General features: G+C 56.2%; 9 protein-coding genes and 1 pseudogene. 7 read left to right on the top strand and 3 right to left on the bottom strand.

What is annotated here, in order from left to right:
• Positions 1-11: 11 nt before the first annotated feature.
• Positions 12-356 carry a topoisomerase DNA-binding C4 zinc finger domain-containing protein gene (locus tag KP808_RS18550; protein WP_230016638.1) on the bottom strand — a complete coding sequence of 115 codons (345 nt, stop codon included), beginning with the start codon at positions 354-356 and terminating at the stop codon, positions 12-14.
• 250 nt (positions 357-606) lie between these two features.
• Here KP808_RS18550 and KP808_RS26335 point away from each other — a divergent pair.
• The 5 genes and pseudogenes from KP808_RS26335 to KP808_RS18530 all read left to right on the top strand — a co-directional run.
• Positions 607-888: pseudogene (locus tag KP808_RS26335) on the top strand (PAS domain-containing protein); the annotation flags it as partial.
• Positions 889-1,137: 249 nt separating this feature from the next.
• A complete protein-coding gene (locus tag KP808_RS18545) occupies positions 1,138-2,172 on the top strand; it encodes a methyl-accepting chemotaxis protein (RefSeq protein ID WP_410478316.1) in 1,035 nt (344 codons plus the stop codon).
• Positions 2,173-3,090: 918 nt separating this feature from the next.
• Positions 3,091-6,096, top strand: a complete 3,006-nt coding sequence (gene eprS, locus KP808_RS18540; RefSeq protein ID WP_230016637.1) for an autotransporter serine peptidase EprS — start codon at positions 3,091-3,093, stop codon at positions 6,094-6,096.
• Positions 6,097-6,209: 113 nt separating this feature from the next.
• A complete protein-coding gene (locus KP808_RS18535; RefSeq protein ID WP_230016636.1) occupies positions 6,210-9,326 on the top strand; it encodes an autotransporter serine protease in 3,117 nt (1,038 codons plus the stop codon).
• A gap of 374 nt (positions 9,327-9,700) precedes the next feature.
• On the top strand, positions 9,701-9,991 hold the full coding sequence (locus KP808_RS18530; protein ID WP_003434330.1) for a hypothetical protein: 291 nt from the start codon (positions 9,701-9,703) through the stop codon (positions 9,989-9,991).
• 52 nt (positions 9,992-10,043) lie between these two features.
• Here KP808_RS18530 and KP808_RS18525 read toward each other — a convergent pair whose 3' ends face one another.
• Complete coding sequence (locus tag KP808_RS18525; RefSeq protein WP_230016635.1) at positions 10,044-10,619, bottom strand: BRO-N domain-containing protein; 576 nt, start codon at positions 10,617-10,619, stop codon at positions 10,044-10,046.
• Between the two features lie 430 nt (positions 10,620-11,049).
• Here KP808_RS18525 and KP808_RS18520 point away from each other — a divergent pair, with 430 nt between their 5' ends.
• Both KP808_RS18520 and KP808_RS18515 read left to right on the top strand, forming a co-directional pair.
• Complete coding sequence (locus KP808_RS18520) at positions 11,050-12,603, top strand: McrB family protein (RefSeq protein WP_230016634.1); 1,554 nt, start codon at positions 11,050-11,052, stop codon at positions 12,601-12,603.
• Entirely contained in the window at positions 12,600-13,892 is a 1,293-nt protein-coding gene (locus tag KP808_RS18515) for an McrC family protein (protein ID WP_230016633.1), read from the top strand. The genes KP808_RS18520 and KP808_RS18515 overlap by 4 nt, the downstream gene beginning before the upstream one ends.
• A gap of 881 nt (positions 13,893-14,773) precedes the next feature.
• On the opposite strand, the gene KP808_RS18510 is transcribed toward KP808_RS18515, so the two are convergent.
• Positions 14,774-16,657 carry a hypothetical protein gene (locus KP808_RS18510; RefSeq protein WP_230016632.1) on the bottom strand — a complete coding sequence of 628 codons (1,884 nt, stop codon included), beginning with the start codon at positions 16,655-16,657 and terminating at the stop codon, positions 14,774-14,776.
• Positions 16,658-16,877: the final 220 nt, after the last annotated feature.

The raw sequence follows: 16,877 nt of genomic DNA, 5'->3' as shown, positions 1-16,877 counted from the left end.
CGGTCTGGCGTTCAACGAAAGATCGGTCGAATGCCCCGGCATTTCGGATACGCCACGCAGCCCCAGAACTCACCGGCATTCTTGCCGGTGCGGGCCACCTTGATCACCATGGTTTTTTTACAGTGCGGACACGCAGGCGCTGCCGGCTTTGTTGGCGGCTTTGGTGTGGCCGGTTCGCGATGCTTTTCCGGGCGTTTGGCGGGGTTGGTTTTGACAGGCGGTTGCGATGAGCGCGCTGCGGGTTTGGTGGGCTGCGCATGCTTTTGCTGATCCGCTGTCTGACCGGCAACCCTGCGCAGTAGCCTGCGAAACGTGCGGATCAATGCCGCCAGAGCAGATGTCGTGTTGCGTGCCATAAAGGTGCCTTGAGTCGCGTCGCGTCCAGGGGCGGCATGGTGCAGGCATCCTCGTCAGGACGCAAACTCCTACGTGGCGATCATGCCCGTCTGCTGTTCCCCGCCCCACCTAATTGCCGCCAGTCGCTAAAGCCCTGCGTTTTGTGGGCGATAACAGTGCACGAGGACTGCCGGTTGCCACCCTGAAGGGTTGTGCTACACCTTCAGCACACGCCCGGCATATCAAGCATTATCACGGAGTGAATTATTAATGCGCGTCAACATGCCTATCACGCAGACTGAACGGACTTTTCCGGCATCTGAACGCCTCATCTCCACCACCGACCTCAATAGCCACATTACCTACTGCAACGATGCGTTCGTCGCGTTGAGCGGTTTTACCCGCGAAGAACTGGTCGGGCAGCCGCATAACCTTGTGCGCCATCCGGATATGCCGGCTTCGGTGTTCGCCCATATGTGGGAAACCATCAAGCAGGGCAAACCGTGGATGGGCGTGGTCAAGAATCGCTCCAAACAGGGTGACTATTACTGGGTCAGCGCCTACGTGACGGCGGTGTATGAAAACGGTCGAATCGTCGGCTATGAATCCGTACGCTCGTTGCCGACCCGCGACCAGGTTCGTCGGGCAGAAGCATTGTATGCACGGCTGCGTGCTGGCAAATCGGCGGTGTCGGCAACCAGCTCGGCGGCCTATCACTTGGTTCGCCAGCTACCGATGATCCTCTGCGCCCTGGCACTCGCTGTCGGCGTCTACCTGCTGGACGATCTGCCTTCGATCATCATGATTCCGATCGTGATGGTGGTGTTGGGCGGTTTTCTGGAAATGCGTCAGCGCCGCAGCATTCGCAGCACCCTCGAAGAACACCCCAAAGCGTTCACCAGTTCTTTGGTTGCGCTGACCTACAGCGACAACCGTGGCCCGCAGGCGCAACTCGATCTGGCCATGCTCAGCGAAGAAGCCCGCTTGCAAACTGCCCTGACGCGCCTGGCCGATACCGGCGAGAGCGTACGCCAGCATGCCGGGCGTTCTGCGCAGTTGTCGTTGCGTCAGGCCGAGTCACTGGACCAGCAGCGCAGTGAGGCGGATCAATCGGCCACGGCCATCAATCAGATGGCGGCGACCATTCAGGAAGTGACCCACAACGTACAGAACACTGCCCACGCCGCCGAGGAAGCCGACAAACTGGCGCAGCAGGGGCGTGGTCTGGCCGATGAAAGCCTGTTGGCGATTCGGCACATGGCCAACTCGGTCACCGATATCGGCAACGCTGTGGGTGAACTGGCCAGCGCCACGCAATCAATCGGCAGCGTGGTCGATGTGATCACCTCCATCGCTCAACAAACCAACCTGCTGGCGCTTAACGCAGCCATCGAAGCGGCCCGTGCCGGTGAGCAGGGGCGTGGCTTTGCGGTGGTGGCCGATGAGGTTCGCTCGCTGGCTTCCCGTACGCAGTCCTCGACCGAGCAGATCCAGCAAATCATCACCTCGCTGCGTGATGGTGCCGACCGTGCGGTGCAGACCGCCAACAAAGGCGAGCAGATCTCCCAGGAAAGCGTTGCCAGCGTCGAAGCCGTGCAGAAGGCGCTGGACGGCATCAGCCAGTCGGTGACCCGCATCACCGGCATGAGCCAGCAAATGGCCTCGGCGTCTGAAGAGCAGAGCCACGTTGCAGAAAACATCAGCCAGCAGATTACCCGTATCGCGCAACTCTGCGACGAGAGTGCCAGCCAGGCGCAGCAAGGCTCGCAGATCAGCGGCGAACTGGAAGAAATGGCGCAGTACCTGCACAGCCTGGCCGAACGGTTCAGTCGCTAAGCATACGCAGAGGACGCAGAGCGTCCGGAACGGCATTACCACGCGGAGCGTGGTAACGATGATCTGGGTTGGATTTGGCCATGTGCGCTGATCGCAGACCCCAGAATCTATCTGCGCTGTTCCGCGCTCTCTGGATCGGACGCAGAGCGTCCAGAACGGCATTACCACGCGGAGCGTGGTAATGAGAATGGGGGGTATTGCGCCTGGGTGCGTTCACACAGCAACCCCGCTACCCAGACCCCAGCCTGACCTCAGAAGGCGTAGCCCGAAGAGGACGCAGAGCGTCCGGAACGGCATTACCACGCGGAGCGTGGTAACGAGAATTGGGGTGTTGCGCCTGGGTGCGTTCACACTACAACCCCACTGTCCGGACCTCAGCCTGACCTCAGAAGGCGTAGCCGGAGAGGACGCAGAGAGTCCGGAACGGCATTACCACGCGGAGCGTGGTAACGAGGGGCGGGGTATTGCGGCTGCGTGCGTTTACACAAAACCCAACCCCACCACCTATCGTGCCCATCGCTCCGCGTGGGCATGCAGTTCATGACGCTCTGCGTCATCGGTTTGCCGTAACGTAGGCTCCATTTGGGTGGTTATCCATTATTGTCGGACAATTATTCTTTCGTCCGAATAAATAAGGCGCTTAACTGAAGTTGCTGAAAGTATTGGCTGGAAAACTGAAGACAAGAGAATGGTGTGCAACTAAATGGCCACTACGAAATTAGGTTATCTCCATATCAAAAAGCCAAACAAACTCAATGCATTCAATCGGATATCACTGAACTATATATCCAGTGATGCATTATCCTTATGTCCTGAAACTTGTATCAGAATTGAAATAAATCTGTTGCCAAGTGCATAACTGCAGACTATGTTCTGGAATCGCTCAATGAAGAGCCGACCATTATCAGGTGTGCAGGGATGCGAAAGTCCAAGCGTTTGGGTGCTGTCCGTTATTCGTTTAAACCTGTAGCAAGCAGTGCTCTTTGTGCGTTGTCTTTTACGTTTGGCTGCTCTGCCTACGCGGATTATGTCGAGCAGGGCAAACCGGGTGACGCTGCCAGTTGGCGTTCGGCAGAATTTCAGAGCGACTGGGGCCTGGGCCGTATTCAGGCGGATCAGGCATACGCCGCCGGCATCACCGGGGCAGGCGTCAAGATCGGTGCGCTGGACTCGGGTTTCGACCCGTCCCACCCGGAAGCCACGCCATCCCGCTACCACGCAGTCACCGCTACCGGCACCTACGTTGACGGCTCGCCGTTCAGCATCACCGGCGCCATCAATCCGAACAACGATACCCACGGCACGCACGTCACCGGCACCATGGGCGCAGCGCGAGATGGCGTCGGCGTGCATGGCGTGGCGTACAACGCACAAATCTACGTCGGCAATACCAATCAGAACGACAGCTTCCTGTTCGGCCCGAGCCCGGACCCGCAGTATTTCAAGGCGGTGTATGGGGCGCTGGCGAACGCCGGAGTACGCGCCATCAACAACAGCTGGGGCAGCCAGCCATCCGACGTGACCTACGCCACCGAGGCAGGCGTGCGTGCTGCCTACGCTCAGCACTACAACCGTGGAACCTGGCTGGACGAAGCGGCGAACGTCTCGCGCAAGGGCGTGATCAACGTGTTCAGTGCAGGCAACAGCGGTTACGCCAACGCCAGCGTGCGGGCGTCGTTGCCGTATTTCGAGCCGGACCTCGAAGGCCATTGGCTGGCTGTGTCGGGCCTCGACAGCAGCAATGGCCAGCGCTACAACCAGTGCGGCCTGTCCAAATACTGGTGCATCACCATGCCCGGACGACTGATCAACGGCACCGTGCCCGGCGGCGGTTACGGGATCAAGTCCGGCACCTCGATGTCTGCACCGCACGCCACCGGGGCGCTGGCACTGGTGATGGAGCGCTTCCCGTACCTGAATAACGAGCAGGCGCTGCAAGTGTTGCTGACCACCGCCACCCAGCTCGATGGCTCGGTCACTCAGGCACCGACCAACAGCGTCGGCTGGGGCGTGGCCAATCTTGAGCGGGCGATGCGCGGTCCCGGTCAATTGCTCGGCACCTTCGATGCCAACCTGGGGGCCGGTGTGAGCGATGTATGGAGCAACGATATTTCCGATCAGGCGCTGATTCAGCGTCAGGCCGAAGACACTACCGAGCAGGCCACCTGGCAGCAAACCCTGATCAGCAAAGGCTGGCAAAACGGCGTTGCCAGTACCGCCAGCCAGCAGGAACAGGCCGATTACGCGACCGGCACCGCGCGTGCCGCCGCAGCCGCTCAGCGTCAGTACCAAGGCAGCCTGGTCAAATCCGGTGCCGGTCGACTGATTCTGCAAGGTGCCAACACCTACCGTGGCGATACCCTGGTCAATGGCGGCTTGCTGTCGGTCAACGGCTCGCTGGTTTCCGCCGTACAGGTCAACGCGGGCGGCACGCTGGGCGGTAACGGCCAGATCGGCGGGCTGACGGCGAGCAGTGGCGGTATCGTTGCGCCGGGTAACTCCATCGGTACGTTGCAGGTCAACGGTGATGTCACCCTGCAACCGGGTTCGACCTACGCCGTTGAGCTTTCGCCCACCGCCAGTGACCGCATCGTCGCCACCGGAAGCGCCACCGTGTCAGGCGCGAACATGACGCTGGCGCTGGAGAACGCGACGCCGGTGGCCTTGAGTTCTGCACCGATCCAAAGCGTCGCAGGTCGCCAGTACAACGTGCTGCAAGCCGCCAATGGCGTGAACGGCCAGTTCGGCTCAGTGACTTCAAACTACGCGTTTCTGGGCGGTCGACTCGACTATGCAGCCACCGGAGTCGCGCTGAACGTTGAGCAAACCAGCGCATTCAGCAGCGTCGCCCAAACCCCGAATCAATCTGCCGTAGCAACCGCTGCCGAACAACTTGGCGCAGGCAACGCGGTATACGAAAACCTGTTGCTGACTCAAAGCGCAGCTGCTGCCCGAGACAGCTTTCAGCAATTGTCCGGGGAGATCTACCCGGCCATTGGTAGCGTGCTGATCAACGACAGCCGGCAGATCCGCGATGCAGTGGGTGAGCGTCTCGGGGCCAGCGTCTTCGGCACTGATGGCAACACGGCCGCGCAAGACAATGTCTGGATCAAAGCCCTGGGTGCCTGGGGCAAGACCGACTCGCGTGACGACACCGCCGGTTACACCACCTCGATTGGCGGCCTGCTGGCCGGTGTCGATGGCAACCTTACCGATGACACACGTCTGGGCGTGGTCGCGGGCTACAGCGACAGCTCGTTGAACATGGGCTCCGGCACCCACTCCCGGGCTTCGGTGGACAGCTACCATCTGGGCGCTTACCTCGGCCATGAAATCGGCGCGCTGCGCCTGACCCTCGGCGGCGCGCACAGTTGGCATCGCATTGATGCACAGCGCGACGTGCAGGTCGGCGGTGCTGCTGGCAAGGAGAAAACCAAGCACGATGCCCAGAGCACCCAAGTGTTCACCGAGGCGGCGTATCGCATCCGCTTGCAACCCGCGACCCTTGAGCCGTTCGCCAATCTGGCCTACGTCCACCTCAACACCGACAGCTTCACCGAGAAGGGCGATGCGGCGGCGCTGTCTGCCGGTAGCGATAACCGCGATGCGGTGCTGAGCACTCTCGGCGTGCGGGCGCTGAAAACCATCGCGATCAGCGACCGACAGAAAATCGACCTGTCGGGCAGCCTCGGCTGGCAACACAACCTGAGCAACACCGATTCCGAACAGCACCTGGCATTCGCCTCGGGTGGCAGCAGCTTCGCTATCGAAAGCTCGCCGCTGGTCCGTGACGCCGCGCTGGTCGGTGCTCATGCCAGCGTCGCGTTGAGCAAGGACGCCAGGGTCAGCCTCGACTACAGCGGCCAACTGGCCAGCCGGGAAAAAAGCCACGGTGTCGGCCTGAGCCTTAACTGGCAGTTCTAAACCCGGCAGCACCTAAACCAACCCTCAAACCAACCCCCCAACCAAAAAGAACGACGCGCATGCAGATGCATGCGCGCGGAGATTCGTGCGCGTTAACTAAGGACGGTCGTTTCATGAAAGATGCATCCACCACTCGACACACCTCTGTCAAACCCCTCGGTCAGGCCATTCGCGCCATCAACCGCGCCTCTTGCGGCGCACTGGCCTGCTACCTCGCGACCTTGGGCGTGGCACATGCCGCACCCTATGTGGAAGCAGGGCAGGCCGGCAATGCGGCCAGCTGGCGCAGTGCCGAATTCAATGCCGACTGGGGCCTGGGCGCGATCAATGCTGATCAGGCCTACGCTGCAGGCTACTCGGGCAAGGACATCAAACTGGGCATCTTCGACCAGCCGGTCTATGCCCCGCATCCGGAATTCGACAGCCCCAACAAGGTGGTCAATCTGGTCACCAGCGGCATCCGCGAATACACCGACCCGTATATCCCGGTGAAGGCGGGCGAAGCTTTCCGCTACGACGGCGCACCGAGCCTGGACTCCGGCGGCAAACTCGGTAACCACGGCACCCACGTCGGCGGCATCGCCGGTGGCAATCGCGATGGCGGTCCGATGCACGGCGTGGCTTACAACGCGCAAATCATCAGCGCCGACAACGGCGACCCGGGCCCGGAAGACGGCATCGTGTTGGGCAACGACGGCGCGGTGTATCAGGCCGGCTGGAACGCGCTGGTCAACAGCGGCGCGCGGGTCATCAACAACAGCTGGGGCATCGGCATTACCGACCGTTTCAGCAAGGGCGGTCGCGATCCGGCGTTCCCGCACTTCACCGTGCAGGACGCACAAGTGCAGTTCGACCAGATCCGCCAGATCCTAGGCACGCGTCCGGGTGGCGCGTATCAGGGGGCCATCGACGCGGCACGCAGCGGCGTGGTGACCATCTTCGCCGCAGGCAACGACTACAACCTCAACAACCCCGACGCAATGGCCGGGCTCGGCTATTTCGTACCGGAGATCGCCCCCAACTGGCTGACCGTCGCCGCCCTGCAACAAAACCCGGATGCCGCAGCGGCCGCCACCACGCCCTACACGCTGAGCACCTTCTCGTCGCGCTGCGGCTACACCGCCAGCTTCTGCGTCTCGGCGCCGGGCACGCGCATCTACAGCTCTGTGCTCAATGGCACCAGCCTGGCAGACCTCACCGTCGGTTGGGCCAACAAGAACGGCACCTCGATGGCCGCACCGCACGTGGCAGGCAGCATGGCTGTGCTGATGGAGCGCTTCCCGTACATGACCGGTGCGCAGGTTGCCGACGTGCTGAAGACCACCGCCACCGACCTTGGCGCACCGGGCGTCGACGCGCTATACGGCTGGGGCATGATCAACCTCGGCAAGGCTATCAACGGCCCGAGCATGTTCGTGACCGAGGCAGATATTCCTACCGAATTCCGTATCGACGGCGCCTACGGCGACAGCCAGTTCGTGGCCGACCTGCCCGGCGTCGGCGCGATTGTCGACGCCGGCAAACCGACCCAACGCACCTGCACCGGGCCGCAATGCGGGCTGGATGTGTGGAGCAACAACATCTCCGGCCACGGCAGCCTGACCAAACAAGGCATCGGCACCCTGGTGTTGAGCGGGGCCAACAGCTACAGCGGCCCAACGCTGGTCAATCAAGGACGCCTGGCCATCAACGGCTCGCTGGCCTCTGCGGTCACCGTCAATAACGGCGGCATTCTGGGTGGCAACGGTAGCGTCGCGTCGCTGACCGCCAACCGTGGCGGCACAATTGCACCGGGCAACTCCATCGGCACCCTGCAGGTGGCGGGCAACCTCAACCTGGCACCGGGCTCGACCTACGCGGTTGAATTCTCGCCCACTGCCAGCGACCGCATCGTGGTCGGCGGCACCGCGACCGTAAGCGGCGCCAACATGGCCCTGTCCCTGGAAAACGACAACGCAGCACTGCTCAGCAGCAACCAGACCCGCAGCGTTCTGGGTCAGCAGTTCAACGTACTGCAAGCGGCTGGCGGCATTCAGGGTCAGTTCGGTTCGGTGACCGATAACTACGCATTCCTCGACGGCAACCTGGCTTACACCGGTACAGGCGTGACACTGGCCCTTGAGCGTAACGGCGACAGCTTTGCCAGCGCGGCGCAAACGTCCAACCAACGCAGCGTGGCCCAAGCCATTGAGCAACTGAGTGCAGGCAACTCGGTCTACGAGAGCATCATCCTCAGCCAGGACGCCGCCAGCGCACGCCGCGCATTCACCCAACTGTCCGGCGAAGTGCACCCGGCCATCGCCACGCAATTGATCAACGACAGCCGCCAACTGCGCGACGCCGTGGGTGACCGTCTGCGGGTGGAAGGCTTGTACGACCAGCCAGCACCGGGCACTGAAGATAACTCGGTGTGGGTCAAAGCGCTGGGTGCCTGGGGCAAAAACAGCGGCAGCAGTGACAGCGCCAGCTCGACCTCATCGCTGGGCGGCCTGCTGGCAGGCGTTGACGGCCTGATCAGCGAGCACACCCGCTTGGGCGCGATGGCAGGTTACAGCGACACCTCGCTGAGCCTGGGCGACGACACTCACTCGCGGGCCTCGGCAGACAGCTACCACCTGGGCGCCTACATCGGCCACGAACAGGGCGCACTGCGCCTCACCGCAGGCACGTCGCACAGCTGGCACCACATCGACGTGAAACGCGATCTGCAATTCGGCGCGTTCTCCGACCGCCAGAAGGTCAAGCGTGACGCCCAGTCAAGCCAGGTCTTCACCGAAGCCGCCTACCGCCTGAACCTGCAACCGCTGGCACTGGAGCCTTTCGCCAACCTGGCCTACGTACACTTCGACAGCGACAGCTTCACCGAAAAAGGCGGCGCCACGGCCCTCAAAGGCAGCGACGACACCCGCGACACCGTGCTCTCGACCCTGGGCATGCGCGCCGGAAACCGCTTCAACCTCAACGACACACAAAAACTCGACGTCTCCGCCACCCTCGGCTGGCAGCACAACCTGAGCGACACCTCGTCGGAACAACACCTGGCCTTAGCCAGCGCCGGCAACAGCTTCAACGTGCAAAGCGTCTCAATGGACCGCGACGCCGCCGTAGTCGGCGCCCGCGCCAGCCTGGCATTGGGCAAGGATGCACGCATCAACCTGGACTACAACGGCTTGCTCGGTGCACGGGATAAAACCCACGGCGTGGGTCTGTCGCTGGATTGGCAGTTCTGATGTGGGATGCCTGCGGGGTGCAGTAGCCCCGCAGGCACTCGGTAATAACTATCGTGCCAATGCTCCGCGTTGGCACGCATTTCGTGACGCTCCCGCGTCACATCCAAGCCATCACGCGAATGCTGGATCACTCATAAGTCCAAGCTTCTGCCCGCAGGGCGTGGGAGCAACCGGGGCGGCGATCCGCATTGCTCGCGATCTGCCGGGAACCGGCAGCAAAACCTGTGTATGCGGTACATCATTTGCGAACCAAATTTCAGGCTCGGCCTAGACATGCCTCCCCAGATCGCCTCAATAAACAAAATTTGATGGCCTAATAGCATCATGGTAAAACCTTGCAACAGACACCCGTCTGCACTCGCTAAGGAATAGCCATGAAAAAGACAGGGACAGGCTTCGTCGCCATACTCGCATTCCTCTGTGCCTTCTCCGCAAACGCCAGAGAAACCCAGATCACAGACGCCTCAATCGTCAAAGCCATCATCCAGGAATCCATCGACAGCTACCCCGGCCGCTGCCCGTGCCCCTACAACTCTGCCAGCAATGGCAGTCAATGTGGCAAACGCAGCGCGTACAGCCGCAAAGGCGGCTACGCACCCATCTGCTACAAGGATGACGTCACCAAAGAAATGATCAACGACTACCGACGCCGCCTGAAAGACTGATCCCACGAGACACAATGGCCGTTACCCACATGGCACGGCCATCACCACGCATTCAACCCAGCCGAGAAGCAGGCAGCACCGCCCGCCACCAGGACCTCCCCAAACTACGTGGCCGCCCCTCAACCTGCATCTGCGGATGCGCCAACAGCATCGGCATATCCCGCAACCGTATCCACGGCTCGCTGTGCCAGTGCAACATACTCACCGACAACCCCGGCCACTGCAGCATGCTCAGGTGCGGCGTGCAGTCATCAAACGGCAACTGCCCATCCCGCAACGCAGGCACCACTTCATTAGTAATCCACTGCCGCAACCCACGATTCTCCGCATGGTAGTGATGCACCATCATCGCGTACGCCCCTGACTCACTGACCATCAGCTCTGACTGCGCTTCGCCGTGCAGGTCGAGCGTGATCATTCGGTGCTGGTCAGCGTCCAGCTTGCGCAGCGTCCGCTCGTTCAACGGCCAGCCGATCATGCGACCCAGATCACGGGCACTGAACCAGGGCTGGTTTTCGAGGAGGAGGGCGAGGAGTTGGCGGTTGTGGCGGTGGAAGGGGGTTGGGGTGAAACCAGCACACACCTCGCGCGGCTGACGAGCACTGGCCTGAAATAGATTGCTTAACATGCTGACCTCTACGTATGAACTGAAATGACGTTAAAGACCAACGCAGAGCGGGCGTAAGAAAACCCAACTGAGCGGATCAGCAAAGCCGAGATTCCCGTTTGATTAGAACGATTGGAATCTGAAGCTATGCGTGAACTCACTGCATCTACGTTGGGTGTTTCTTAGGCACCGGCGCATACCATACCGGCGCTGGCAACGTGTCGATATCGGACTGGGGAGGGAGGGGGTGTCAGGGAATTCCGATCTTCAGGCGAGGTATGGGGCTCAGCAACCCATATCGTTCCAACGCTCCGCGTAGGAATGCAGTTCGCGACGCTCTGCGTCGCATTCTCATGGCTGCTACATAAATACGGCACCACCGAGGCTTCGCTTTACCCATGCTGGCAATCTAGATACTGTTGTCGGACTTTTCCTACAAGGACGTTCGGCAATGCCTTCGCTTAATCAGATTTTCTTCGGTCCGCCCGGTACGGGGAAAACCTACGCCACAGTCGAAGCGACGTTGCAGATCCTTGATCAGCCCTTTCTTGCTAAGAATGCTGGTAGCCGATCAGCATTAAAAGCTCGGTTTGACGAGCTGCTCGCAGCAGGTGACGTGCGCTTTGTGACCTTTCATCAGAGCTTCAGCTATGAAGACTTTGTCGAAGGGCTGCGTGCTAGTACTGATGAGCAAGGCCAGATACGTTACGAGGTGGTATCTGGAGTTTTCAAAAGCCTCTGCGAGTCAGTTGCGAGTGAACTGAGCGGAAAGTACCGAGCATTCAAGGTTGGTGAGCGGTACGGCACAGGCTATAAGGTAATTCGAGCAAATGACGATATTCTTGAGTTAGAAAAGCCAAAAGGCAAAAATTTTGGCCTTGCTATGAGTCTACTTAATGCTCTGGCTGAGGACGTTTCTCAAGGTGTATTGAGTGTTAATGATTTGAGCACAGGTAATTGGGAGGAAAAACTACCGAACTCTACTTATGATCCTTACTTGGTCAAAGGTTATCGCAATATCGTTCCCGTATTGATTGAACACATGCCCAGCAAGCGAAATGAAGATTTCCGGACGGCAGAGGTCGCTCAGAGTGAACGGCCAAAAGTGCTGATCATTGATGAGATTAACCGAGGCAACGTCTCGCGCATCTTCGGTGAGCTGATTACCCTTATCGAACCTTCCAAGCGGGCGGGCGCATCAGAGGCTCTCGAGGTTACGCTACCTTACTCGAAGGAGCGCTTCAGCATTCCCAGCAACATCCACTTGATCGGCACCATGAACACATCTGACCGATCATTGGCTGCACTTGATATTGCCCTGCGTCGTCGATTCACGTTCATTGAGGTGCCGCCTAACCCGGAGCTGCTTGAAGACATAGAAGTTGATGGCATCGCTATCGACGAATTGCTCAGTGTGATGAACCAGCGCATAGCCGTCCTGCTCGATCAGGATCATTGCCTGGGGCACGCGTACTTCATGCCTCTTGAGAGCGACCCGACATTGGAGCGCCTGGCAGGCATTTTTCGAGAGCAAATCCTGCCGCTACTTCAGGAGTATTTTTTCGAAGATTGGCAGCGTATCCAATGGGTCCTCAACGACCAACGCAAAGCCCCAGAAAATAGGTTCTTGATCCAGCCGAGCCAAGACTTCAGTGTGCTGTTTGGAGATGCCGTCACAGTGGGGCAGAACAACGAGCGTTGGGAGTTGAATCTGCCTGCATTCAAGAATATCGAGTCATATCTGGGCGTGATCGATCACAACCTGAGCGTCAGCGCGCCGCTGGAAGCCAAGACCGTCAGAACGGAAGGCGTAGACATACGACAAGCCGCGAATGGCAGTATTCAGGTCTATCGTGAAGGCCAGCAGGTCAAACCTGCCAAGCCACATTTGCGAGAGATTGCCAGCAAACATGGTCTGTCTATTACATCAGCATCGGGCATCACGCTGAATACTCGGGACCTCGGGCGCAAGATCATTAAATTCCTGAGCGAACAGCAAAGGTGAAAACCACCGTAACGGTCCGAGAATATGCTCGTCTGACCACCAGCAATATTCCCAACCCGACGCTTGATGTAGCCCAAGTGTCTACCACTGCTTTCGACTGGCTCTGCGAAACCAGTTCCCGCTTTAGCAAGGCTGGCGCAGCGCTGGTTCAAGTCGAAGGCCGCCGCTGGCTTAAACTCGACAACTACGTTGGCGCGCTGGAAACACCCTGCGGCACGCGGATCGAAATCCTGCCCAAGCACTTCGAACAAGGTGACTGCATCCAGCAAAGCCGAGCTTTGCTTAGACGCATGATTCAGAAGTCATTAGACCTACCAACCCGTAAGGTCGGCGCTACCGCCTTACAGCGTTTCGACGCGCCCTTGACTGAATGGGTGATGAGCAGCTTTCTTGATGCGCTCGACCACCTCATTAAACGCGGCCTTCGCTTCAACTACCAACGAGTCGAAGAGGAACAGCGATATTTGCGCGGCCAACTCAACACCGCCCGCCAAATGCGCCAACCTCCTGGCCGACAGCACCACTTCCAAATTCGTCACGACGTATTCCTGCCCGACCGGGCCGAGAACCGCCTACTCAAAACAGCGTTAGACATCGTCTGCAAAACAACCCAAGACCCCAGTAACTGGCGTCTCTCCCACGAACTGCGCTCACTGTTGCTAGAGATCCCTAGCAGCCGAGACACCGCTCAAGATTTCAAACAGTGGCGCCACGACCGGCTCATGGCTCATTACCAACCTGTGAAGCCGTGGTGCGAACTCATCATCCAACAGCAAACGCCACTGGCGATTGCGGGCGAATGGCAGGGCATGAGCTTACTGTTCCCGATGGAGAAACTGTTTGAACGCTACGTGGCTGCATGCCTTACGGATTCACTGCCGCCAGATGCAACGCTGCATACCCAGTGCAGCAGTGAGTATCTGTGCACACATCAGGACAAAAAGGTCTTTCAGCTACGGCCTGACTTGATGATTACTCAAGGGGAGAAGAGCTGGGTTCTGGACACCAAATGGAAGCGGCTGGACAGCGAGCTTGGCAGCAAAAATTATGGCCTGAGCCAGGCTGATTTTTATCAACTGTTTGCGTATGGGCAGAAGTATCTAGGCGGGCAGGGGGATCTGGTGCTGATTTATCCGAAGCGGGCTTCGTTTCGGGAGGCGTTGCCGGTTTTTGAGTTTTCGGAGAGGTTGCGGTTGTGGGTGGTGCCGTTTGATCTTGAGGTTTCAACACTCGTTACTGCTGAGATTTTAAACATACAGGCCTACTGCAGTAGCTGCTGGGCCCCGTAAACTGAACTGCGGTTGTACATATGCTGCTGGTAAACTCATGAAAACGTGCTGGAACGCTTCTATTTTCTGGAAATTTCCCAGTGGGAAAAGTCCGATTCTATTAGCTCTATTTTGATCACACGTCTGTTATGCGCACTGCGGTTCGACTACCCAATTGGCATGCGCTGCAAATGTATGATGGGGTCAACCTCGGTTGCCAGCTTCAAAGCTTCCTGAAAATCGAGCCCAAGAGTCCAGCATGTCGACACGCATGGCTTTTTTGTTGGATGTTTTTTGTGGTGATCTGGGCAGTGTTTTGAATTTTATCATTGCTTGGCGAGCAGGTTTGGCCTAAAACACTTGGAGCGGCACCTGCAAGGACTGCATGCCTGTCGACTTGAATAGGTGTTGCACTAGTAACTCTTGGATATCTAAATTAGCGCGAAGGCTGAACCAGTTCTTCATCTGCGTGGCTTACTGGCTGCCCTTAAAGACGTAAAAATTTTTATCAGTGTAGCCAGTATCGCGATGTTGAATCGCATGCAGTACACATTGGTCGCCAAGTCGAGTATTAAGGATGAAAATGATAGTTTTAGAAAATCAATAAAATAATTCACGTGCGGAGTCAGCAGCACCGATAACAGTTCTTTGGTTTTTTTTATCGGTGTTGGGTCCGCAATATACTCGATTCAGGCCATTGTTTTTTAAAACCAGTATAAATTCATGTCGTGACTCTGAAGTCGCCGGTGTCTTGATTGGATAAGTCAAGCCGTATAGGTTATTAGGCATAGCTAGTTAGGCCGGTAGCATAATTTGCCTGTATCACAATCTGCTAGGGCTTGGCTGTAGATTTTGTAGTAGGATACAACGTTTACGGCCTTTTTGATGCCTGATACGCACTATTACTTGCGCTTCAGCAATGCATTAGCTTTGGTTGGCATGTATATTTTTCTATATGGTTTAAACTCCTCTGGATATTTTCCGAGGCCAGTCGTCAATATTACCTGGAACTGGATTTTAGATTTTTCTTTGATTTCTTCGATTTTTTTCAAGCATATTTTTAGTTTGTCTAGTTCGATACCCGCCGTTTCAGGAGTGTCGATTAGCAAGAAACGTGGAAAAGGAACATCAGGGTCGTCAAGTGACATCTGAAGCAGAGTCAGGTAGTACATGAGTCTTGTTGATACGCTTGAACTATGTTCTTTATATTCCCCTTCGTCGAGCACTGGAAGGTATGTGTCTGGACTAATTCGAGCTGTTCTGCATTCGGCCAGTGTCTCAGTCATGAGTTTTTTATATATAATGCTGAATTCGTCAACTTTATTTCTTATGTCTAATTTTGTTTGTGCATCTAAGCTTTTTAAGGCTAGCTCGGACTTTTGAAATTCAGTTCTTTTTGTATCAAAGTCTGATTGAAAAATTTCTAGTTTGGATTCGATTGCAATAAGTTGGTGTAGTCTACTTATGTCTTCTCTCAGATCTAATATTTTGTCATCGATGGTGTTGATTGTTTCTAAGTCTACGTGTTCATCAATGTTGGAGATTTGCGAGCGCAATTTTTCAGTAAGCACGGGGATTGTATTTTCGGCATTTCTCACATCAATTCTAATGCCAGTGATTTCAGAATTGCAGTCAGTGATAGCGAGATCGATGGTGTCAAGTGATTTTATTTTTGATTTTAGGATATTTTTATATTCTAGTGATGTGTACGAAAAACGCTCGTACTGCTCCTCGTCAATTTCCGAGCCGCAAACACAGTGACCGCTGACACGGTCAACTTTCGCCAGGCAGTACGGACAACTGTCGGAAGAGAAAAGATTCAGTTGGTCGTGGGAGTGTATGATTTTTGTGATCTGATCAATTTCTTTTTTTGCGCTCTCACGTATCAACGCTAACTTCTGCCTCTCTTCTAGAAGATTTGTCAGCGTTTCCTTCTTCTCGCTGAGAGTGATCTGAGCGCTCATCATTGCCGACTTAGTGCTGGTAATGGCTGATTCTATTGCAGAGTCCGAACCTCTATTGCGTTTGAATCTGGATCTGGTGTCATGCAATTTATTAAGCTGTTCTTCCTTTAAGTTGAGGTCGGTGACTAAAAAAGATTTGTTCTTTGGCGTATCACCGTCACCCAGTTCCTCAGCAAGTCGTTTGTACTCTCGAAGCAACCCGCTTGCTACATTTTTCTGTCTTTCAAGTGTCTTCGAGTCTATGATTGCTTTGTAGTAGTCTGAAAATGATTTCCCCACTAAAAGCTCAAATATAGCGCGGCGAAGTGTGCTTGAGTCTGATACATAGTTATCTTGCTTGTCGATCTTTTTATAGATTTGCTTAGTGTCGGATTGTTGGTCTACATAAATGAGGCGGAAGATGTCGTAGGCGTTAATTTTGAACGATGAAATGCCTTGTTGTATATCTACTACAGAAATACCCAGTTTCCCAAGAAGCCAGTCTGAATAGGTTTCAGGAGTGTGGGCAGTCCTGTTTACAGGAAGAATTCTCAGATTCTGGCTGTCAAAGTGATAGTGTGTTTTAGTTGTGCCGTCTGGTAAAGTCATCTCAATGCAATTGTAAGGCGTAATTGTGACGTCGTTGTCACCGATAAATCTTATTATTTGGAAACATTCACCGTTGAGGTTTAAAAAAAGCTCTACGAAGTTATCGCGATCTCCTGTGATCTCTTTGTGTGTTTCTTTTTCATCCCGAACAAATTCAGAAACTCGACCGCCTAGTGCGAAGTATATCAGGTTGCAAAAGGTGGTTTTTCCGGTGCCATTGTCACCTTCAATCATAACAATATCCTGATCAAGATCAGGTGATTCATATTGGTAGATATTGCCTCTGTAATTGACTTTGGTTATTCTTAGAAATCCCATGTTTTGACCCCGTGAGCTTCGTAGATCTTCTGTATAGTTGTGTCTAAAGTAAGTCGAGTTAGTTGTTTGATCTGCGAAGTTGTCCGTCGAATATTTGAATATTCGCTATGAAAAAAATTCTTGTCAAAAAAGCTAT

Origin of the sequence: Pseudomonas savastanoi, from assembly GCF_020917325.1 — a bacterium.
GTDB lineage: Bacteria > Pseudomonadota > Gammaproteobacteria > Pseudomonadales > Pseudomonadaceae > Aquipseudomonas > Aquipseudomonas amygdali.
Note: the sequence above shows the minus strand (reverse complement) of the source record. Positions and strands in the feature narration are given on the sequence as shown.

Coding starts and splice junctions, on each gene's coding strand:
- KP808_RS18520 (WP_230016634.1), top strand. CDS start 11,050: ATGCCTTCGCTTAATCAGATTTTCTTCGGTCCGCCCGGTACGGGGAAA.
- KP808_RS18525 (WP_230016635.1), bottom strand. CDS start 10,619: ATGTTAAGCAATCTATTTCAGGCCAGTGCTCGTCAGCCGCGCGAGGTG.
- KP808_RS18535 (WP_230016636.1), top strand. CDS start 6,210: ATGAAAGATGCATCCACCACTCGACACACCTCTGTCAAACCCCTCGGT.
- eprS (WP_230016637.1), top strand. CDS start 3,091: ATGCGAAAGTCCAAGCGTTTGGGTGCTGTCCGTTATTCGTTTAAACCT.
- KP808_RS18545 (WP_410478316.1), top strand. CDS start 1,138: ATGATTCCGATCGTGATGGTGGTGTTGGGCGGTTTTCTGGAAATGCGT.
- KP808_RS18550 (WP_230016638.1), bottom strand. CDS start 356: ATGGCACGCAACACGACATCTGCTCTGGCGGCATTGATCCGCACGTTT.
- KP808_RS18530 (WP_003434330.1), top strand. CDS start 9,701: ATGAAAAAGACAGGGACAGGCTTCGTCGCCATACTCGCATTCCTCTGT.
- KP808_RS18510 (WP_230016632.1), bottom strand. CDS start 16,657: ATGATTGAAGGTGACAATGGCACCGGAAAAACCACCTTTTGCAACCTG.